At 66.7% G+C, this 19,273-nt stretch carries 19 protein-coding genes; 8 read left to right on the plus strand and 11 right to left on the minus strand.

From position 1 onward, the window contains the following. The first annotated feature begins 44 nt into the window (after positions 1 to 44). Complete coding sequence (gene pdhA, locus B2G71_RS18240; protein ID WP_098108144.1) at positions 45 to 1,118, plus strand: pyruvate dehydrogenase (acetyl-transferring) E1 component subunit alpha; 1,074 nt, start codon at positions 45 to 47, stop codon at positions 1,116 to 1,118. Further along, positions 1,118 to 2,512 carry a pyruvate dehydrogenase complex E1 component subunit beta gene (locus tag B2G71_RS18245; RefSeq protein WP_098108145.1) on the plus strand — a complete coding sequence of 465 codons (1,395 nt, stop codon included), beginning with the start codon at positions 1,118 to 1,120 and terminating at the stop codon, positions 2,510 to 2,512. The genes pdhA and B2G71_RS18245 overlap by 1 nt, the downstream gene beginning before the upstream one ends. Before the next feature lie 20 nt (positions 2,513 to 2,532). On the opposite strand, the gene B2G71_RS18250 is transcribed toward B2G71_RS18245, so the two are convergent. The 4 genes from B2G71_RS18250 to B2G71_RS18265 all read right to left on the minus strand — a co-directional run bounded on the left by B2G71_RS18250 (position 2,533) and on the right by B2G71_RS18265 (position 6,515). Continuing rightward, positions 2,533 to 3,213 (minus strand): tight adherence protein TadE, encoded by a 681-nt coding sequence (locus B2G71_RS18250; RefSeq protein WP_098108146.1) that lies wholly within the window; start codon positions 3,211 to 3,213, stop codon positions 2,533 to 2,535. Next, positions 3,213 to 3,806: a TadE family protein gene (locus B2G71_RS18255; RefSeq protein ID WP_098108147.1), complete on the minus strand. Its 594-nt coding sequence runs from the start codon at positions 3,804 to 3,806 to the stop codon at positions 3,213 to 3,215. The genes B2G71_RS18250 and B2G71_RS18255 overlap by 1 nt, the downstream gene beginning before the upstream one ends. After that, positions 3,803 to 5,704 (minus strand): Tad domain-containing protein, encoded by a 1,902-nt coding sequence (locus B2G71_RS18260; protein WP_098108148.1) that lies wholly within the window; start codon positions 5,702 to 5,704, stop codon positions 3,803 to 3,805. The genes B2G71_RS18255 and B2G71_RS18260 overlap by 4 nt, the downstream gene beginning before the upstream one ends. A gap of 217 nt (positions 5,705 to 5,921) precedes the next feature. Beyond that, the gene (locus tag B2G71_RS18265) at positions 5,922 to 6,515 is read right to left on the minus strand and encodes a pilus assembly protein TadG-related protein (RefSeq protein ID WP_098108149.1); all 594 of its coding nucleotides are present in this window, start codon (positions 6,513 to 6,515) and stop codon (positions 5,922 to 5,924) included. A 243-nt stretch (positions 6,516 to 6,758) separates the two neighbouring features. Here B2G71_RS18265 and B2G71_RS18270 point away from each other — a divergent pair, with 243 nt between their 5' ends. Both B2G71_RS18270 and B2G71_RS18275 read left to right on the plus strand, forming a co-directional pair. Then, positions 6,759 to 7,421, plus strand: coding sequence for a hypothetical protein (locus B2G71_RS18270; RefSeq protein WP_098108150.1), 663 nt, complete (start codon positions 6,759 to 6,761; stop codon positions 7,419 to 7,421). A gap of 37 nt (positions 7,422 to 7,458) precedes the next feature. Continuing rightward, positions 7,459 to 7,926 carry an EF-hand domain-containing protein gene (locus B2G71_RS18275; RefSeq protein WP_098108151.1) on the plus strand — a complete coding sequence of 156 codons (468 nt, stop codon included), beginning with the start codon at positions 7,459 to 7,461 and terminating at the stop codon, positions 7,924 to 7,926. A gap of 36 nt (positions 7,927 to 7,962) precedes the next feature. Here B2G71_RS18275 and trmFO read toward each other — a convergent pair whose 3' ends face one another. Then, on the minus strand, positions 7,963 to 9,303 hold the full coding sequence (trmFO, locus tag B2G71_RS18280) for a methylenetetrahydrofolate--tRNA-(uracil(54)-C(5))-methyltransferase (FADH(2)-oxidizing) TrmFO (protein WP_098108152.1): 1,341 nt from the start codon (positions 9,301 to 9,303) through the stop codon (positions 7,963 to 7,965). 68 nt (positions 9,304 to 9,371) lie between these two features. Here trmFO and B2G71_RS18285 point away from each other — a divergent pair, with 68 nt between their 5' ends. Next, positions 9,372 to 10,040, plus strand: coding sequence for a hypothetical protein (locus B2G71_RS18285; protein ID WP_098108153.1), 669 nt, complete (start codon positions 9,372 to 9,374; stop codon positions 10,038 to 10,040). Between the two features lie 6 nt (positions 10,041 to 10,046). Here the strand turns inward: B2G71_RS18285 and B2G71_RS18290 are convergent, their stop codons facing one another. Both B2G71_RS18290 and gyrA read right to left on the minus strand, forming a co-directional pair. Then, complete coding sequence (locus B2G71_RS18290; protein WP_240530219.1) at positions 10,047 to 10,394, minus strand: DUF952 domain-containing protein; 348 nt, start codon at positions 10,392 to 10,394, stop codon at positions 10,047 to 10,049. Next, positions 10,391 to 13,189, minus strand: coding sequence for a DNA gyrase subunit A (gene gyrA, locus B2G71_RS18295; protein WP_098108154.1), 2,799 nt, complete (start codon positions 13,187 to 13,189; stop codon positions 10,391 to 10,393). The genes B2G71_RS18290 and gyrA overlap by 4 nt, the downstream gene beginning before the upstream one ends. A 306-nt stretch (positions 13,190 to 13,495) precedes the next feature. Between gyrA and B2G71_RS18300 the strand changes: the two genes are divergently transcribed. Further along, positions 13,496 to 14,875, plus strand: a complete 1,380-nt coding sequence (locus B2G71_RS18300) for a hypothetical protein (protein ID WP_098108155.1) — start codon at positions 13,496 to 13,498, stop codon at positions 14,873 to 14,875. 93 nt (positions 14,876 to 14,968) lie between these two features. On the opposite strand, the gene B2G71_RS18305 is transcribed toward B2G71_RS18300, so the two are convergent. Further along, positions 14,969 to 15,622, minus strand: coding sequence for a carbonic anhydrase (locus B2G71_RS18305; RefSeq protein ID WP_098108156.1), 654 nt, complete (start codon positions 15,620 to 15,622; stop codon positions 14,969 to 14,971). A 66-nt stretch (positions 15,623 to 15,688) separates the two neighbouring features. On the opposite strand from B2G71_RS18305, the gene lipA reads away from it, so the two are divergent. Beyond that, complete coding sequence (gene lipA, locus B2G71_RS18310) at positions 15,689 to 16,624, plus strand: lipoyl synthase (protein ID WP_098108157.1); 936 nt, start codon at positions 15,689 to 15,691, stop codon at positions 16,622 to 16,624. A 5-nt stretch (positions 16,625 to 16,629) separates the two neighbouring features. Further along, complete coding sequence (locus tag B2G71_RS18315; RefSeq protein WP_098108158.1) at positions 16,630 to 17,091, plus strand: type II toxin-antitoxin system RatA family toxin; 462 nt, start codon at positions 16,630 to 16,632, stop codon at positions 17,089 to 17,091. On the opposite strand, the gene B2G71_RS18320 is transcribed toward B2G71_RS18315, so the two are convergent. The 3 genes from B2G71_RS18320 to B2G71_RS18330 are packed head-to-tail and all read right to left on the minus strand — an operon-like array spanning position 17,052 to position 19,257. Then, positions 17,052 to 17,546 carry a CinA family protein gene (locus tag B2G71_RS18320; RefSeq protein ID WP_098108159.1) on the minus strand — a complete coding sequence of 165 codons (495 nt, stop codon included), beginning with the start codon at positions 17,544 to 17,546 and terminating at the stop codon, positions 17,052 to 17,054. The two genes, B2G71_RS18315 and B2G71_RS18320, sit on opposite strands and share 40 nt — an antisense overlap. Before the next feature lie 3 nt (positions 17,547 to 17,549). After that, on the minus strand, positions 17,550 to 18,083 hold the full coding sequence (locus B2G71_RS18325) for a hypothetical protein (RefSeq protein WP_141521608.1): 534 nt from the start codon (positions 18,081 to 18,083) through the stop codon (positions 17,550 to 17,552). A gap of 16 nt (positions 18,084 to 18,099) precedes the next feature. Next, positions 18,100 to 19,257, minus strand: coding sequence for a bifunctional 2-C-methyl-D-erythritol 4-phosphate cytidylyltransferase/2-C-methyl-D-erythritol 2,4-cyclodiphosphate synthase (locus B2G71_RS18330; protein ID WP_098108161.1), 1,158 nt, complete (start codon positions 19,255 to 19,257; stop codon positions 18,100 to 18,102). Between the last annotated feature and the right edge of the window lie 16 nt (positions 19,258 to 19,273).

The following is a 19,273-nucleotide window of genomic DNA, read 5'->3' on the forward strand; positions in this document are numbered from 1 at the left end:
CTATATGGCCTGCCAGCATTCCAAGCGACCAGAGGGGAGCGCCATTGCCGAAAGCCGCCAAGAGCGACGTACCGACCGCATTGTCCATCGATGACGAGGATTTCGCGCTGCGAAACCTTCAGAAGGCTCTCGAGGCTGATCGGCGATACAAGGCCAGCAAGGAAGAGCTTCTCCACTTCTACGAGCAGATGCTGCTCATCCGTCGTTTCGAGGAGCGCGCTGGCCAGCTCTACGGTCTCGGCCTGATCGGCGGGTTCTGCCACCTCTACATCGGCCAGGAAGCCGTCGCGGTCGGGCTCCAGTCGGCGCTCAAGAGCGGGCTCGATTCGGTCATCACCGGCTATCGTGACCACGGCCACATGCTCGCTTACGGGCTCGATCCGAAGGTGATCATGGCCGAGCTGACCGGCCGCCACTCGGGCATCTCCAAGGGCAAGGGCGGTTCGATGCACATGTTCAGCGTCGAGCATGGGTTCTACGGCGGTCACGGCATCGTCGGCGCGCAAGTGCCGCTCGGCACCGGGTTGGCCTTCGCGCACAAGTACCGCGAAGACGGCGGCGTGACACTGGCCTACTTCGGCGACGGCGCCTCGAACCAGGGTCAGGTCTACGAGGCCTTCAACATGGCCAGCCTGTGGAAGCTGCCGATCATCTTCGTGATCGAGAACAACCAGTACGCGATGGGCACCTCGATCAAGCGCGGTTCGGCCGAGACGCACTTCTACCGGCGCGGCACCGCGTTCCGCATTCCGGGCATGGACGTGAACGGCATGGACGTGCTCGAAGTGCGTCGCGCCGCCGAGATCGCCATCGAGTTCGTGCGCGGCGACAACGGCCCGGTGCTCATGGAACTCAACACCTATCGCTATCGCGGCCATTCGATGTCCGACCCGGCCAAGTATCGTACCCGCGAGGAAGTGCAGGGCGTGCGCGAGAAGCGCGATCCGATCGAACACGCCAAGGCGGAGCTGATCGAAATGGGCGTGAGCGAGGCGAGCCTGAAGGAGCTCGACAAGCGCGTGCGCGCGACCGTCACCGAGGCGGCCGACTTCGCCGAAAGCTCGCCCGAGCCCGACGCGTCCGAACTCTACACCGACGTCCTGGTGGAGCGCTACTGATGGCGATCGAACTGAAAATGCCCGCCCTCTCACCGACGATGGAAGAGGGCAAGCTCGCGAAATGGCTCGTCAAGGAAGGCGACGAAGTCACCTCGGGCGATATCCTCGCCGAGATCGAGACCGACAAGGCGACGATGGAATTCGAAGCGGTCGACGAAGGCACGATCGGCAAGATCGTCGTCGCCGAAGGCACTGAGGGCGTGAAGGTCGGCACTGTGATCGCGGTGCTCGCCGGCGAGGATGAAGACGTCTCGGCGGTCGCGGAGAAGACGCAAAAGGCCGAGGCGCCCGAAGTCGAGCAGAAAGCCGAGGAATCAGAGGCGCCCAGGAAGGAGCCCTCGGCCAGCGGAACCGCGCAGCTTTCCGCCGAGACCGCGCCGAAGCAGCCCGAGGTTCCCGCGGGCACCAATATGAAGAGCGTGACGGTGCGCGAGGCTCTGCGCGACGCCATGGCCGAGGAAATGCGCCGCGACGAGCGTGTCTTCGTGATGGGCGAGGAAGTCGCCGAATACCAGGGCGCCTACAAGGTCACGCAAGGGCTGCTCGACGAGTTCGGGCCCAAGCGTGTGATCGATACGCCGATCACCGAGTACGGCTTCGCCGGCATCGGCACCGGCGCCGCCATGGGCGGCCTGCGCCCGATCGTCGAGTTCATGACCTTCAACTTCGCGATGCAGGCGATCGACCACATCATCAACTCGGCGGCCAAGACGAACTACATGTCGGGTGGCCAGATGCGTTGCCCGGTCGTGTTCCGCGGCCCCAACGGCGCGGCGGCGCGCGTGGGCGCGCAGCACTCGCAGAACTACGGCCCGTGGTACGCGAGCGTGCCGGGCCTGGTGGTGATCGCGCCGTACGATTCCTCGGACGCCAAGGGCCTGCTCAAGGCGGCGATCCGCTCGGAGGACCCCGTGGTCTTCCTCGAGAACGAACTGGTCTACGGCCGCTCGTTCGAATTGCCCGAACTCGACGATCACGTCCTGCCGATCGGCAAGGCGCGCACCGTGCGCGAGGGGAACGACGTGACCATCGTCAGCTACTCGATCGGCGTCGGCATCGCGCTCGATGCGGCCGAGACGCTGGCCGGGGAGGGCATCGAGGCCGAAGTCATCGACTTGCGCACGCTGCGTCCGCTCGACAAGGCCGCCGTGCTCGAAAGCCTGGCGAAGACCAACCGCGTGGTCGTGGTCGAGGAGGGTTTCCCGGTCTGCTCGATCGCCTCGGAGATCATCGCGATCTGCATGCAGGATGGCTTCGACGATCTCGATGCGCCCGTCCTGCGGGTCTGCGACGAGGACGTGCCGTTGCCTTACGCGGCCAATCTCGAAAAGGCCGCGATCGTCGACAAGGACCGAGTCATAGCGGCGGTGAAGAAGGTCTGCTACCGCGACTGAGCCGGAGCCGCGGCCTGGGCTCACGCCGCGTCGGCGAAGTCGTTGGTATAGCGCGAACACCGCGCAACCGTGTCGGGCCTGCGCGGGTCACGCTGGTAGATCCGCGAAAGATCGCGGTTGGCGCGGACGGTGAAGGAGGCGATCGCGTGGATCGTGTCCTCGCCGATGAACTGGTTCGAGACGAGCGGGTCGTAGTCGTAGGCGATCTCCACGAAGATCACCGCGTCGCCTTCGTCGGCGAAGACCTCTTGCCCGCTCGGGCCCATCCCGACGGGCAAGACGTCGCCGACGCGCCCGTAGCGCGAGCCCTGGTGCTTGGTGCCCATGCACCGCTGCCAGTGAATGTACTGCTCGCCGGTGGTGGTGCCGGGCACCGCTTCGAGGCTCGAGACGATCACGCGCCCGCGATCGTAGATCGGCAGGCGGCGCCCTGCCTGGATGCTCGATCCGAGGAGCAGGTCGTTGATGTCGGATTCGAAGATCTTCTTGTTTTCGAGCACAGAGGATTCGCCGATCCGCGAGGCGTTGTCCGAGATGTGGATCGCGAGCTGGTTGATCCGCATGGTGACGACCGTGTAGTTCGCCAGTTCGACGCCCCACAGTCCCGCGAGGAGGAAGAACGGGATTACCAGCGCCGTCTCGAGCATGGCCAGGCCCCCGGTGTCGCGGCGCAGCGCGCGCAGCAGCCTGCCGATCCGCATCACGCGCAGTTCCCCACCGATGGTTCGGCTTCGAGTCCGCCATAGGGCTGATTGCGCAGCACGGTGCGCGCGACCATGTGCGACGTCGACGCGAATCCGAGCAGTTCTGCCACGGGAAATGGCCGCGGATAAGTGATCGTCACCTCGTAAAGCACGGCGTCGCGCGCCGCGCCCTGGCCGGCGCGGCCGCGATCGGCGTCCCACTGACCATTACCGTTGGCATCCTCGAAGACCTCCCCGTCGTCGCATGCGCCGCTGCCGTTGACGTCGTCGAAATCCTCGGGCTCGCCCACGTCGCTGAACGAGCTGTAGGCGGTGCGGCGGAATTCGAGGGTGGCGTTCGGAACCAGGTTCTGGACGGATCGCGACACCTCGGCATCGAGTTCGGCGGACTTGGTGCCGGCACCCTCGATCGTCGAATCACGCGCGGTCTGCTGCACCGAGCCTTCGAGCAGCGCGTTGGTGTACATGTTGTAGGACATGTCGAAGATCCCCATGAGGATCATCAGCAGCACTGGCGCGACGAGCGCAAACTCGACCGCGCTCACGCCGCGCGTATCACGCCCGAGGCGTTGGGCCGGCTGGACCATCATTTCGAGATCCTCAGGTCACCCATGGCGCGGGCGATGGCGCTGAAGGCGGCGTTGAGATCGTCCGCATCGTCGGCCTGGAACCAGTGCCCGTCGCCCGCGCAGTTCTTGAGCATGCTGGTCATCGTAGTGCCGAAGCCGATCACCCACACCGTGATGTTCCGCTTGCGCACTTCCTTGCAAGCGAACGAAAAGCGGTTCTCGACCGTCTGCGTGAGCGTCAGCGGGCTGGACGGGCTCCAGCGTCGCCGGCTGAGAGGCTCGATGCCGTATGTCGCATAGGACAGATCGAGCGGTGCGGTCTCGCCGTCGGTGAGGAAGATGAGGTGGCGCCGGGTCGGAGCCGAATCGAGATCGGCGTTCTCGGCGGCGAACAGGCCGGTGGGCGAAAGCAGCCGTCCGCCCCAGATCATGCCGATGTCGTGGTAGGTGCTGCCTTCGACCTTGAGGCCGTCGACATAGCTGGCGATTTCGGTCTCGGTCATTTCCTCCAGCTTGCGCGCCGGGCTCGGGCAGGCGGACAGGCCGAAGTCTTCGGCCTTGAGGTAATTTCCCGAATATTGGATCGGAGTCCTGTGAAACTGCCCCGTGCCGTTGGACTTTACCGCGCGGACGAACGAGATCTGGTGCAGCATCGGTCGCCACTGGGTTTTCTTGTCCGCGCTCGGCACGAGGTCGATGTCGAGGTCGAGCGCCTTTGACAGGTCGACATTCGAGAAATCGGTGATCTCGTAGGTGTCGCGCTCCTCGATGCAGCCCTTGTAATTCGCCACCAGCGGGTCGGGCAGGGGCTGGGGATTGCCCGCCATCGGCACCGAGATTGATCCGCCGTCCGATGCAAGCGAGCTGAGGTCGACCTTCACGCTCTTGTACTGCCAGGAATAGACTGACTGCTGCTCGCTTCCGGCCGGCGTCTTGGTCCAGTCGTAGACGTAGTTGTCGTAGATCGTGCCGTCGATCACATAGTTGCCGTCGCCATAGCTGCAACTGATGCTCGTGCCGGTGACGGTGGTCCGCCCCGATTGCGTGCCATCAGGGGCGGTCTGCACGTTGGACTGGTTCCATTGCGCCGTCGAAGCGGGACAAGCCGGCCCGGTCGTCTGGATCATCGCGGCCTGCGAGCCGCTGACGTGAGTGTAAGTCCAGGTATACTTGGGGACCGTGACCGTGTTGCTCGTCTCGATCGACTTGCGCCCTTCGTACTCCCAGGAGTCCACGAGCCATTCGCGCTTGAGCAGGCCGCCCACGTTGACGTTCGTCGAATAGGGTACGAAGCCGTAACGGATACGCGTGCCCGGCGCCTTGGCGGCGTCGAGTTCCTTGTGGAAGTCCTTCACCACTTCGCGCAGGATCGAGATCTTCGGAGCGCTGTCGCCGGAATTGGTCTGGTTCATCGAACCGGTGGTGTCGAGCACCATCATGATGTCGGTGTTGGAGAAATTCAGTCGCGCCTCGCAGGCGACCCGCAGAGCGATATGGCTCTGGCCGAAGACGCGCATGATCGTGGTCGGCATTTCGACCGTGGCGACGCCGCTGACCGCGTAGTCGCTCTCGAGCGACATGCTGAAGCTGCGGTCGCGGCTGCCGTAGGCGCCCGAGCGGAAATTGAGATTGAAGAAACGCATCCCGGCGGAATTGGCATCGGTCGGAAGCATGCCGTCGCTGGCCACGGCCGAACCGACCCGCTTGCGCGCGGCGAGCACGCCGGAATCGCAGGCCTGCTGCAGCCGGCTCTCGGCGAGATAGGTGCGCCCCATGTCGACCCCGCCGCCCACGAGCGCGAGCATCGGCGCCAGCGCGGCGGCAACGATCATGAGCGTGTTGCCCGCGCGATCGCGCATGACGCCCGCCACGAATTCGCAGCAGCGCCTCGCCAGGAAGTGCGCGCGGGACAGGGGCATGGATCTGGACGAACTCCGCTTGCTCGTTTGCGCGGCTTAGCTGCCGCCGGTAAAAACAATGCTCAACGCGATTGGTTAATTTGACCGTGAGAACCGCTCCGAGCGCTTCCAGAGCGAGCATCTTCGGGCACATTCGTCGTTACCGAGCCACGCGCCAGGGATTGCACCGCTACGGACCATTACCTTCGGTGATTTTCCTGAGAGATGTGCGGTCAGGTCAGCCTTGGATGCGTTGAGGAACGCGTCCGCCGGATTCGCCACCCTCGCTCAGCGAAGCGGCGCCGCAGCCATCGAAATCCAGCTTCCCACCGCGATACAAGACGGCGCCCCTGGCTGCAGGACTGCGACTGATGAGGCAACTCGCCTCGTGGTCAGACCAGCCGAAGATGGCAGAAGCTTCCGCGCGAACCGTCGTGGCCGAGCGGGAAATGAGGCTGGAGAACAGCAGCCTGTCACTGACCGTCGCGCTGACGATGACGAGGTTCTGGCGGCCCTTGCCGTAGTCATTCAGTTCGATCGTCGGCTTGGACACGATGTCCTTGATAAGTCCGAGATTCGCGCCGAACGCGCGCGCCGCATGGACCTTGTAGGCCTGCGCCGTGCGAGCATCGGCCCGGGCCTCGGCGCCCGCCACCGCCGCGTTGTCGACCGCCTGTTGCAGTTCGCTCTTCCACAGATACCACTGGGCCGTATCGATCCCGAAACCGGTCGCGCCGATCAGCGCGGGCAGCCCGAGCGCAATCGTCAAAACCGAATTTCCGCGGCCGTCCCGGCCAAGTCGCTGCAGTAGTCTGAACATCAATTCGAACATCTCACGATGCTCCTATGATGATAGATTGAGATATCTTCCGATTGTGTTTCTGCTGCGACCTGTAATGTTTTTCGACAATGACTTGGCGCCAGTTAAAGACAGGTTAGCAATACGCCCGTTTCGGTCCATTCGACCCTGGTGCCGCCGCGCCGGGCGATCACAAGCGACCGACGGCTTCAGTCGGCCCGGCAAGAGCCGCGTCGCGGGGTTTGCCTCGGCGGCGCGGCGATGTAGGGCAGGGCGGTGGCGCCGCTCGACCATCTCCTGCCAACGCTTCCCACGCTCGAACGCCTGGCGCTTGCCTATGCGCCGCGGTCGGCGCGCGATCCCTGGCTCGCGTTCCTTGCGCTCGATGCTCGGCTGGCGAGCCTTCTGCGATCGGCCAGCGAGCCGATGCTGGCGCAATTGCGGCTTGCCTGGTGGCGCGAGACGCTCGGCGGCGCGGCGCACTGGCCCGCGGGCGATCCGGTACTGGCCGCGCTCGGCTCGTGGCGGGGCCGGCACGCGGCGCTTGTCCCGCTGGTCGAGGGTTGGGAAGCGCTGACGGCCGCACCGCCGCTCGAGGCGCGGGCGATGACCGAGCTGGCGCAGGGCCGGTCGCGCGCGCTCGCGGCGCTGGCCAAGATCCTCGGCGAAGCAGGCAGCGCGCCCGCCGCCCGTCAACTCGCGACCGATTGGTCGCTCGCCGATCTCGCGATGCGCCTCTCGCGACCCGATGAGAGGGATCTCGCCGCGTCGCTTGCGAAGGGAGCGGCGGGCCCGGTGCCCCGCGTACCGCGCGCGCTGCGCCCGCTGGCGGTGCTGCGCGCGCTGTCATGGCGCAGGCTGCGACGCGACGACGAGGCCGCGGCGCGCTCTCCGGCCGCCCTCGCGGTGGCGATGCGCGCGGGATTGTTCGGGCGATAGCGAATACGATAAGGGTTTCTCCTGAGGGAGAACGGGTATGAATCGGGTGCTGCTGGGCGCGTTCACCGCGCTGCTGTTCGTCGCCGCCGGACTGTTCTGGTGGCAGGGACGCGCGGAAATGGAGACGGGCGCGCCGCCGCCTATCCCCGCGCCCGGGGAGGAGACCGACGAGCCCGATACGCTGCCGAGCGCCGACGTCGCCGACATGATCGGGCCGCAGCCGCCCGAGGCGACCAAGCTGACTCGCGAGGAACGCCGTTTCGCGCGCTACGACAGGGATCTCGACGGCCGGATCACGCGCAACGAGATGCTCTCCAGCCGCACCGGCGCCTTTCGCAAGCTCGACAAGGACGGCAACAACCTGCTGACGTTCGAGGAGTGGGCGCACACCACGGTCGACAAGTTCGCCGAGGCGGACGCAAACAAGGACTTGTGGCTCTCGCGCGCCGAGTTCCTCACGACCGCGCCGCCGCCGCCAAAACCCAAGCCGAAGTGCAGTTGCTGAGCCGGTCACGCGCACTGAGACGGCGAGGTTGAGCGATCAGGCCGCCTCGGCGATCCAGGCGGACAGATCCTGCTTGGCGCGCGCGGTGTAGGCTTCCTTGCGCTGCTTCTTCTTCACGTCGTGGAGGGGCGGAAAGAGCCCGAAATTGACGTTCATCGGCTGGTAGCTGTCCGCCTCGGCATCGCCGGTGATGTGCGAGAGAAGGGCCCCCATGGCGGTCGTCGCGGGAGGAGCCCGCCATTCGTGTCCGGCAATTTCGGCCGCAGTCATGAGGCCGGCGAGCAGGCCCACGGCTGCGCTTTCGACATAGCCTTCGCAGCCGGTGATCTGCCCGGCAAAGCGGATATGCGGCGCCGTCTTGAGACGGAACTGGCGGTCGAGCAGAACCGGCGAGTTGAGGAAAGTGTTGCGGTGCAGCCCGCCGAGCCGTGCGAACTCTGCCTGTTCGAGCCCGGGAATGGTGCGGAACAGTCGCACCTGCTCGCCATGCTTGAGCTTGGTCTGGAAGCCGACCATGTTCCACAAGGTGCCCAGCTTGTTGTCTTGGCGGAGCTGGACGACGGCATAGGGCCAGCGGCCCGACGGGTGCTCGGGGGTCGCCCAGTGCGGATTGTCGAGCCCGACCGGCTTCATCGGCCCGTAGCGCAAGGTATCAACCCCGCGCTCGGCCATGACCTCGATCGGCATGCAGCCGTCGAAATAGGGCGTGTCGGCTTCCCACTGCTTGAATTCGGTCTTTTCGCCTTCGATCAGACCGGCATGGAACGCGAGGTACTGGTCCTTGTCCATCGGGCAATTGATGTAGTCCTTGGTCTCGCCCTTGTCCCAGCGCGAGGCCATCCAGCACACGTCCATGTCGATTGTCTCGCGATAGACGATCGGGGCGATGGCATCGAAGAAGGCGAGGCTCTCCGCGCCGGTGGCGGCGCCGATGCTCGCGGCGAGCGCCTCGGCGGTGAGCGGGCCGGTGGCGACGATCGTCAGGCCCGCTTCGGGCAGAACGTCGACCCGCTCGCGCGCGATCTCGAGCGAGGGCAGGGCGGCCAGCGCCTTTTCGACCTCGGCGGAGAACACGTCGCGATCGACCGCAAGCGCGCTGCCGGCGGGCACCTGCGCCCTGGCGGCGGCGGCCATGGTCAGCGAATCGCACTGACGCATCTCGTGGTGAAGGAGGCCGACGGCATTCTTCTCGTCGTCGTCCGAGCGGAACGAATTGGAACAGACCAGCTCGGCCAATCCGTCGGTCTGGTGCGCGGGCGAGCGTTCTCCGGCCCCGCGCATCTCGGACAGGCGCACCTTGAGCCCGCGCCGCGCGAGCTGCCACGCGGCCTCGCTGCCTGCGAGGCCGCCGCCGATAATGTGAACATCGTGGATCATTGCGCGCGCCTAACGCTTGTGAGGGTAAGCCGACAAGGGCAAAGCGGCTGCGAGGAGACGAACGGACGATGCCCAAACGCGCCCTGACCGAGCGCAGGCCCTGGCTCCTGGCGAGCCTCATCCTGGCGATCCTGTTCTGGTTCGCCAAGGACGGCCGCGTGCCCGGCCTCTACCTGCTCGCGCTCGAGGCGGCGCCGCTGCTGCTGCTGGGCGCCTATGCATGGCTGCGCCTGCCGGGTGGCGAGGGGCGGATGCTGGCGGGCATGATGGCGACGATGGGCGTCGGGGTCGCGCTGGTCGAGTTCTTCACCTGGATCGGCGCGACGACGCTGATGCTCGGCGCCGCGCTCGGCATCGCCATGGTCGTGAGCCATCGCCGGCCGGTGCTCCATCCGATCCAGAAGGCGGCGGCGCTGGCGCTGATGCTGCTCACGCCGGCTTCGTGCTATCTCCTCGCGGATGGTCCGGAAAAGCTGACGGCGGGGTTCTACGGCCTCGCCGTGGGTGCGCTGGCGGCAGGAGCCTGGACCAGCAGCCTGCCGCGCGCGCAAGTCGGGCTGGGCGCGCTGCTGCTGGTGGCCGCGAGCCTCGTGGCGATCGCGGGCGCGGGGCCGCTCTATCCCAGCCGCCTTCCCGGCCAGCTCAACTGGCCGCTGTTCTATTTCGGCAATTTCCTGTTCTGCACCGGCATGGTTCAGACGCTACGTCCACGTCCGCAACCGCGTCTGGTGCGGTAACCGGGCTCAGCCCGGCAGCTTGACCGCACCATCGGCATCGCGCTCGAGCGGGCCGTGGGCGAGCACGGCGGTCAGCGGGAGCGGCGCATAGAGATGCGGGAACAGCGCGCCGCCGCGCGACTCCTCCCAGCGGACCGCTTCTCCGAGACCGGCAAGGTCGACCGCCAGCACGACGAGATCGTTCTGCCCGGCGAAATGCTTGTCGACGGTCTCGGTCAGTTGCTCGGCACTCGAGAGGTGCACGTAGCCATCGGCGAGATCCACCGGCGCGCCATCGAAGCGCCCCTTTTCCTGCATTTGCGCCATCTCGGCGCGAGTCAGGACCTTGTAGGCGGTTTCGGGCCGGCCGCTCACGCCTCGTCCTCGCCTTCGCCTGCCTCGTCCTGATCGTCGCGGTCGATCGTGGTGGGAATCTCGGTGTCTTCCGCCGTGCGGCCGATCATTTCCTCGACGATGGCTTCCTCGGCGTCGTTCTCCGGCGCGGCGGTGTCGTCGACGCGGACGGCGCTGACGACGTGCTCGTTGTCGGCGACGTGGAACAGGCGCACGCCGGCGCTGTTGCGGCCGATCACGCGCAGCGAATCGAGGCCGATGCGGATCAGCTTGGCCTGGTCGGTGACGAGCATGAGTTCGTCGTCCTTGGTCGCCGCGAAGCTGGCCACGACCGGACCGTTGCGCGCGATGTTGTCGATATTGGTGATGCCCTGGCCGCCGCGGCCGATCCGCCGGTATTCGTAGGCCGACGACAGCTTGCCGTAGCCCTTGTCGCACACGGTCAGGATGAACTGCTCCTTCTCGGCCATTTCGGCGAAACGTTCGGGCGAGAGGTCGGGTTCGCCTTCCTTCTCGGCCTTCCACGGCGCGAACCGCAAGTAGGCCTCGCGCTCCTCGGCGCTGGTGCCGACGCGGTGCAGGATCGAGAGCGAAACGACTTCGTCATCGCCCTTGAGGTTCATGCCGCGCACGCCGGTGGAGGTGCGGCTCTGGAACTCGCGCACGTCGTCGCCGGCGAAGCGGATCGCCTTGCCCTCACGCGAGGCGAGCAGCACGTCGTCGTTGCCGTCGAGCAGGGCCACGCCGATCAGGCGGTCGTCCGAGCCCTCGTCGAAGCGCATCGCGAACTTGCCGTTCGAGGGGATGTTGGTGAACAGGTCCATCGAGTTGCGCCGCACCGAGCCCTTGGCGGTGGCGAACACGACATGGAGCGCGCCCCAGGTGTCCTCGTCCTCGGGCAGCGGCAGGACCGTGGCGATGGTCTCGCCCTGGTCGAGCGCGGGCAGGAGATTGATGATCGGGCGTCCGCGCGTGGTCGGGCCGCCCTCGGGCAGTTTCCAGACCTTGAGCCGGTAGACCTTGCCCGCGGTGGAGAAGAACAGCACCGGGTTGTGCGTCGAGGTGACGAAGAGGTCGGAGATCGCATCCTCTTCCTTGGTCGCCATGCCCGCGCGGCCCTTGCCGCCGCGATGCTGCGCGCGGAAGGTGGAGAGCGGCGTGCGCTTGATGTAGCCGTCGAGCGTGACGGTAACGACCATGTCCTCGCGCTCGATGAGGTCCTCGTCGTCAATTCCGTCGATGGCGCCGGTGATCTCGGACATGCGCGGCGTGGCGTAGGCCTCGCGAACCGCGACCAGTTCCTCGCGCATCACGCCATAGAGCTTGGCGCGGTCTGACAGGATCGCGAGGTATTCCTCGATCGCGGTGGCCAGCTCCTTGAGTTCGTCGCCGATCTCGTCGCGGCCGAGCGCGGTCAGGCGGTGGAGCCTGAGGTCGAGGATCGCTTTCACCTGGGCTTCCGAGAGACGATAGGTGCCGCCCGACTCCTCGGCGGTGGGCTCGATCGCCTCGACGAGCCGGATATATTGCGCGATGTCGCCGATCGGCCATTCCTTGGCGAGCAGCTTGGCACGGGCATCCGCCGGGTTCGAGGCGCTGCGGATCATCGCCACGACTTCGTCGAGGTTCGAAACCGCGACGACGAGGCCAAGCAGGATATGGGCCCGGTCGCGCGCCTTGTTCAGCTCGAACTTGGTGCGGCGGGTGATGACCTCCTCGCGGAACTGGACGAAGGCCTGAATGATGTCGCGCAGCGCGAGGATTTCGGGCCGTCCGCCGCGGATCGCGAGCATGTTGGCCGGGAAGCTCGATTGCGCGGGCGTGTGCCGCCAGATCTGGTTGAGCACGACTTCGGGAGTCGCGTCGCGCTTGAGGTCGACGACGACGCGCACGCCTTCGCGGTTCGATTCGTCGCGAATGTCCGAAACGCCCTCGATCCGCTTGTCCTTGGCGGCTTCGGCGATCTTCTCGACCATGCCTGACTTGCCGACCTGGAAAGGTATCGAGGTCAGCACGATCGAGCGGCGGTCGCCCCGGCCTTCCTCGATCTCGTGGCGGCAGCGCATCAGGATCGAGCCGCGGCCGGTCATGTAGGCGGCGCGGCTGCCGGCCTGCCCGAGAATCAGCGGCGCGGTGGGAAAGTCGGGCCCCGGAATGATCTCGAAGAGCTGTTCGGTGGTGATCGTCGGATCGTCGATGAAGGCAAGGCAGCCGTCGATCACTTCGCCGAGGTTGTGCGGCGGAATGTTGGTCGCCATGCCGACCGCGATGCCGCCGGCGCCGTTGACCAGCAGGTTGGGAAAGCGGGCGGGCAGCACGGTCGGCTCGCGGCGCGAGCCGTCATAGTTGTCGGCGAAATCGACGGTGTCCTTGTCGAGATCGTCGAGCAGCGAATTGGCCACGCGCGCCAGCCGCGCCTCGGTGTAGCGCATCGAGGCCGGCGGATCGGGGTCCATCGAGCCGAAGTTGCCCTGGCCGTCGACCAGCGGCAGGCGCATCGACCACGGCTGGGTGAGGCGGGCGAGCGCGTCGTAGATCGCGCTGTCGCCGTGCGGGTGGTAGTTGCCCATGACGTCGCCGACGATCTTGGCCGACTTGCGGTAGGGCCGCCCGGCGACGAAGCCGCCTTCCTGGCTGGCGAAGAGAATGCGCCGGTGGACCGGCTTGAGACCGTCGCGCACGTCGGGCAGCGCGCGCGAGACGATCACGCTCATCGCGTAGTCGAGATAGCTCGACTTCATTTCGTCGACGATGTCGACCCTAGGAAATTCTCCGCCCGAGGCCGGGTCGATCAGTGTGTCGTTGTCGTCGCTCACGCGGGTTCTATCGTCTGTTCTGCTATGGTCAGGGTTTGGTCACAAGGCCCTAGGCCATGCGGCCGCGCAAAACCAGCCCGGGGGTTCGCGAGGCCGGGAACCAACGGGCTTTTTCCACATTTGGGACATTGCCGGGCGATTGCCCGCGTCGAACCGCATTCAAGGGGCGTTCAGCGCGGAAGTTATAGGTGTTGCATGGTTGCCAAAGCCGCCCGAGAACGTCATCAAGCGGCTCAATGCGGTTCCCCCACCCGGTCCGGCCTTTCGGCTAGTGGCCGCGAATTGAATTGAGAGGAGTTCGCCGGAATGGCTCGTAAGTATCTGATTTCCCGTGTCGCGCTTGCCGTTGCCTTGTCGACTGGAATGGCCGCCACGGTGGCCGTGCCGACGGCGTCCGCCGCCAAGAAGGACAGCGCGCCCAAGATCGAATTCTCGAAGGAATTCTCGCAGGCCGCCATCGAACTCGACAAGACGCTGAGCGAGGCGAAGAGCAATCCCGCCGTCACCGCCGCGAGCGACAAGGCGCGCGCGGCCAAGACCGACGCCGAGAGGGCGGCCGCGGCCGCCGAAGTCGATGCCGCGCTGGGTGGCGCCAAGGCGAAGCTGGCCGAAATCGAGGCAGTCACCACGACCTCGGGCGACAAGGTCAAGCTGGGTGAGATGATGCGCACATACGGGGTGCTCACCGCCGATCCGGCGTTGCAGAACAAGGGCCTCAAGCTGATGATCGACAGCGGTGCGCTCCAGCCCGACAGCCTGCCGCAGATCTACTACCTGACCGGCATCTCGTCCTATCAGATGGCCGATTACGCCGGCGCCGCGCAGTACCTCAAGCAGGCCAAGGACGCGGGTTACAGCGACCAGCAGGGGCTGCTCGACCGCGTGCTGGCCGACGCCTACAAGCGGACCGGCAACACCGACGCCGCGCTCCAGGTCGCCCAGCAGGAAATCGAGGCCGCGCGCGCGGCGGGCACCAAGCCCAGCGAAGGGGCGCTGCGCGCCGCGCTGCAGGCCGCCTACGACGCCAAGCAGACGTCGACCGCCGTCGATCTCGCCGCCGAACTCGGCAAGGATTATCCGACGCCCTCAAGCTGGGGCGCGGCGATCAATGTCGTGCGTTCGCTGGCGCAGCTTCCCTCGAACGAGAACCTCGATCTGATGCGGCTGATGGCGCGCACCAATTCGATGGCCGACAAGCGCGACTATCTCGAATACATCGAGAATGTCGATCCGCGCCGCTTCCCGGGCGAGGCACTCAAGATCATCGATCGCGGGATTGCGGCCGGCAAGCTGACGCCCGGCGAAGTCGCCGAGGCCAAGCAGATGGCGGGCGGCCGTGTCACGGCGGACAAGGCCTCGCTCGAAGGGTCTTCGACCTCGGGCTCGGCCAACTCGGTCACCGCCACCGGCGATGCGTTCCTCAGCTACGACATGCCGGCCAAGGCAGAGGAATTCTATGCCGCCGCGCTGACCAAGCCCGGCGTCGAGAAGGACCGGGCAACGCTGCGCCTCGGCATCGCGCAAGTCGATCAGGGCAAGTACGCCGAAGCGCAGCAGACCTTCGCCAAGGTCGGCGGCAACCGCGTGCCCGTGGCCAAGCTGTGGTCGGCCTATGCCGCGAGCAAGGGCGGCTCGACGGCCGCTGCAAGCACCACGGCTCCGGCGTCGCCTGCCGCGGCGCAGTAAGCCGCACACGCCAACCGTAAAGAGAAAAGGGGCGGTGCGCTTCGAGCGCGCCGCCCCTTTCTTGTTGGCCGTCTTCCCTCACTCGGGCTCGGGTCAGTAGACCGCGTCGAAGTGTCCGGTTTCGCTGTCGAGAACGTGAAGCACCCCGTCCGAGATCGCGAAGAACGCGCCGCGCAGCTTCAGCTTGCCTTGTCCGACCTTCCGCTTGATGCAGGGGAAGGTCATCAGGTTGTCGAGGCTGACTCTGACCGCGGCCTGCTCCATCTCGCGCTCGGCATGGCGACTCTCGGTGCCGTGCGCCTGCGCCACTTCGTCGCGGGCTTCGTCGAGCATGCTGATCCAGTCGGCGATGAATCCGCCTTCGCCGGGCTGGTTGCCGTGCAGCTCCTGCGTCAGCGCCGCCTTGCAGCCGCCGCACATGCCGTGGCCCATGACCACGATCTCCTTCACCTTGAGGACCTGCACCGCGAACTCGAGCGCGGCCGAAACGCCGTGGTGCCCCGGCGTCGTCTCGAACGGCGGCACCAGCGCGGCGACGTTGCGCACGACGAAGATCTCGCCGGGATCGACGTCGAAGATCTGCGAGGGATCGACCCGGCTGTCAGAGCACGAAATGATCATCACTTCGGGCTGCTGGCCATCGCGCAGGCGCGACCAGCGCTCGCGGTAGGGCGTCCAGCCGATGTCGCGGAAACGGCGATAGCCGTCGATGAGGTGTTCGAGCGAGGGGGACAGGTTCGTGGTCATGGTCCTCTCCATGGCGCGGGATATTGGCACTGGCAAGGCCGGGCGGTTGCGACTATCTGGGCGGGCATGAACGATCTATCAGCCGCCCCCAAGCCGGAACGTCAACGCAAGCCCGACTGGATTCGCGTGCGCGCGCCGACCTCGAAGGGGTACGGTGAGACGCGCCAGCTGATGCGCGATCTCAATCTCAATACCGTTTGCGAGGAAGCGGCCTGTCCGAACATCGGCGAGTGCTGGACGAAGAAGCACGCGACGGTGATGATCCTGGGCGACACTTGCACCCGCGCCTGCGCCTTCTGCAACGTCAAGACCGGCATGCCCGGCCGCGTCGACGAGAGCGAGCCTGCCCACGTCGCCGAAGCGGCCGCCAAGATGGGGCTGGAGCACATCGTCATCACCTCGGTCGACCGGGACGACCTGCCCGACGGCGGCGCCGGCCAGTTCGTCCGGGTGATCGAGGAGCTGCGCCGCACGACGCCTTCGACCACCATCGAGATCCTCACGCCCGACTTTCGCGGCAAGATGCGCCCCGCGATCGAGGCGATCGTCGCCGCGCGGCCCGACGTCTACAACCACAATCTCGAGACCGTGCCCCGGCTCTATCCCACAATCCGGCCCGGCGCGCGCTACTACGCCTCGCTGCGCCTGCTGGAAGAAGTGAAGGCGCACGATCCGTCGATCTTCACCAAGTCCGGCGTCATGCTGGGCCTGGGCGAAGCGCGGCTCGAGGTGCACCAGGTGATGGACGACATGCGCTGCGCCGACATCGATTTCCTCACCATGGGCCAGTACCTGCGCCCGACGCCCAAGCACGCCGAGGTCAAGGAATTCGTCACTCCGCAGGCGTTTGACGCCTACGGCGCGATCGCGCGGGCCAAGGGCTTCCTGCAGGTGGCCTCGTCGCCGCTGACGCGTTCGAGCTACCACGCGGGCGAGGACTTCGCCGAGATGCGCGCGGCGCGCGAAGCCAAGTTGGCGCGTCGGAAGGCCGGAGCCGCCTAGAACCGATGCCGGGTATCCACGAAGTCAGACAGCTCCCTTACAGCGCCGAGCAGATGTTCGATCTCGTCGCCGACGTCGATCGCTATCCCGAGTTCCTGCCCTGGGTCGTCGCGACGCGGGTCAAGTCAGACAGCGAGACCGAGATGATCGCCGACATGCTGGTCGGGTTCAAGGCGTTGAAGGAGAAATTCACCTCGCGCGTCGAGAAGCGCCGGGCGGAGGAAATCCGCGTCCACTACGTCGACGGCCCGCTCAAGGACCTCGACAACCTCTGGCGCTTCCGCGCGCTGGGCGAGAACGCCTGCGAGATCGAGTTCGACGTCGATTTCGCCTTCCGCAATCCGCTGTTCGAGAAGCTGGCCGGACAGTACTTCGACCGCGCCTTCCGCAAGATGGTCGCGGCCTTCGAGGAACGCGCCGCCGATCTCTACGGCAGGAGCAATTCGAGCGCGACCACCGTCGCCTGACGGCGCACGTCCGCGCGGGTCTTGCCGTCGAGCAGGCGCTGCTCGGCGTTGACTTCTTCCTCGCCGCGAAAGGCACAGGCGAAGACGACCGTGCCCACGGGTTTCATCTCCGAGCCGCCGTCCGGTCCGGCGATACCGCTGATCGCCACCGCGACATCGGCGGCGCTGTGCTTGAGCGCGCCTTGCGCCATGGCCCAGGCGACGGCAGGCGAGACCGCGCCGAAGGTCTCGATGAGATCCTCGGGCACGTCGAGCATCTCCTGCTTCGATTCGTTCGAATAAGTCACGAAACCGCGGTCGAGCACGCTCGACGAGCCGGGCACCTCGGTCAGCGCGCCGCAGACGAGGCCGCCGGTGCAGCTTTCGGCGACGGCGACCTTGCGGCCGGCCGCCGCGTTCTCGGCGATGACGCGCTCGGCGAGGTGCATGACGTCCTTGGGAAGCAGACTGGCCATGGCTCAGGCCTCGCAGACGTCGATTTTGCCGACGCTGGTCTTGCCGTCCTTCGCCTTGGTGGCGAGGCCGACGGTCACGGCGATCAGTTCGGCGGTGTTTTCGGGCGGGAGCGGCGAAAGCAGCCGAACGAAGGTGTCGATCGTGCCGCATTTCTCGACCGGGATCTTCTGCACGACCATGCCTTCGAGCAGCGGATCGAGCATCTGCTTGAGCGATTCGTCGGGCATCGAGCGGAAGAGCTGGTTGGCGGTCTCGTCCCTGCCGGCGCTCAGCTTGAGGAAGGCGGCCTTGGCCCCCGGCCAGCTCGACGCCCGGCGCGCGGCATAGCGTCCGGCAAGGCTCGCGCCGCTCTTGCCGAGGTACGAGTTCGGCCCGAGGGTCTGCGAGCAGCGCTTGGCGGTGCCGGTGATCGCGCTCGGCAGGGCATAAGCGGCCAGCGAGGAAAACTCGCTCGGCGTCAGGCAAGCCGGATCGGCGGCCTGGGCCGTGGCCGGCAGAAGCGCCAGCAAGCAGGCCGGAATCAGGGTCATGCGCATGGCGCGCTCTCCATCCTTAGGTCTTCACCAGGCTCACCACGGCCTGCGCCGCGATGCCTTCCGAGCGGCCGGTGAACCCGAGCTTTTCGGTCGTCGTCGCCTTGACGCTCACCGCGCCGATGTCAACGCCGAGGATCTGCGCCAGCCTTTCGCGCATCGACTGGCGGTGCGGGCCAATCTTGGGCGCTTCGCAGACGATCGTGACATCGGCATTACCGAGCATATAGCCCGCTTCGGCGACGAGTTCCCGGGCATGCGCAAGAAACCGCTCCGAGGCGGCGCCGCGCCAGCGCGGATCGGATGGCGGAAAATGCTGGCCGATGTCGCCCGCGCCGACCGCGCCGAGCATGGCGTCGACCAGCGCGTGGATCGCGACGTCGGCATCGCTGTGCCCGGCCAGCCCGTGGTCGTGATCGATGCGCACGCCGCACAGCCACAGCTCCTCGTCCGGCGCGAGACGGTGCACGTCGTAGCCGCTGCCGACGCGGAACTGCGGCGCCGAGGGAAGGGGGGCGGCGAAATCCGACGCGTAAGTCAGCTTGTGCAGGGCTTCGTCTCCCGCGACCAGCGTGACCTCGAGTCCGGCGGCCTGCGCGACCTGGGCGTCATCGCCGGCGTCGGCCGCACCGTCCCATTCGCGGTGCGCGGCGAGGATCGCGGGGTAGCGGAACGCCTGCGGGGTCTGGACGCGGCGCAGGTTCTCGCGGCGGGCGGGGGCGCCCATCATCGTGCCCTCGGCGTGCACGAGGCTGTCGGCGACCGGCAGGACCGGGATCGCGCCCTCGTGCTCGGCGAGCGCCGCGCGGAGACGCGCGACCACGTCCGGGGGCACCAGCGGCCGCGCCGCGTCGTGGATCAGCACCTGATCCGGCGCATCGCCCGTGAGCGCCTCCAGCCCCAGGCGAACCGATTCCTGCCGTGTCGCGCCGCCGGTCGTGAAGCGTAACGGCTCGAGGCCGGCCAGAACCGTCTCGGCGATATCCCGCGCGCCTTCGGGGATGACGACGACGATCGGGTCCACGCCTTCGCGCAGCAGGGCCTCGACCGAATGGCGCAGCACCGGCTTGCCGCGCCAGGATGCGAACTGCTTGGGAAGCGGCTGCCCCGCGCGCAATCCTTTGCCGGCCGCCACGACGATGGCCGCAACGGGCGCGAGAGAACTGTCCCGGATCATGCCGCTAGCGCGTAAT

It is taken from the genome of Novosphingobium sp. PC22D (assembly GCF_002556635.1).
GTDB lineage: Bacteria > Pseudomonadota > Alphaproteobacteria > Sphingomonadales > Sphingomonadaceae > Novosphingobium.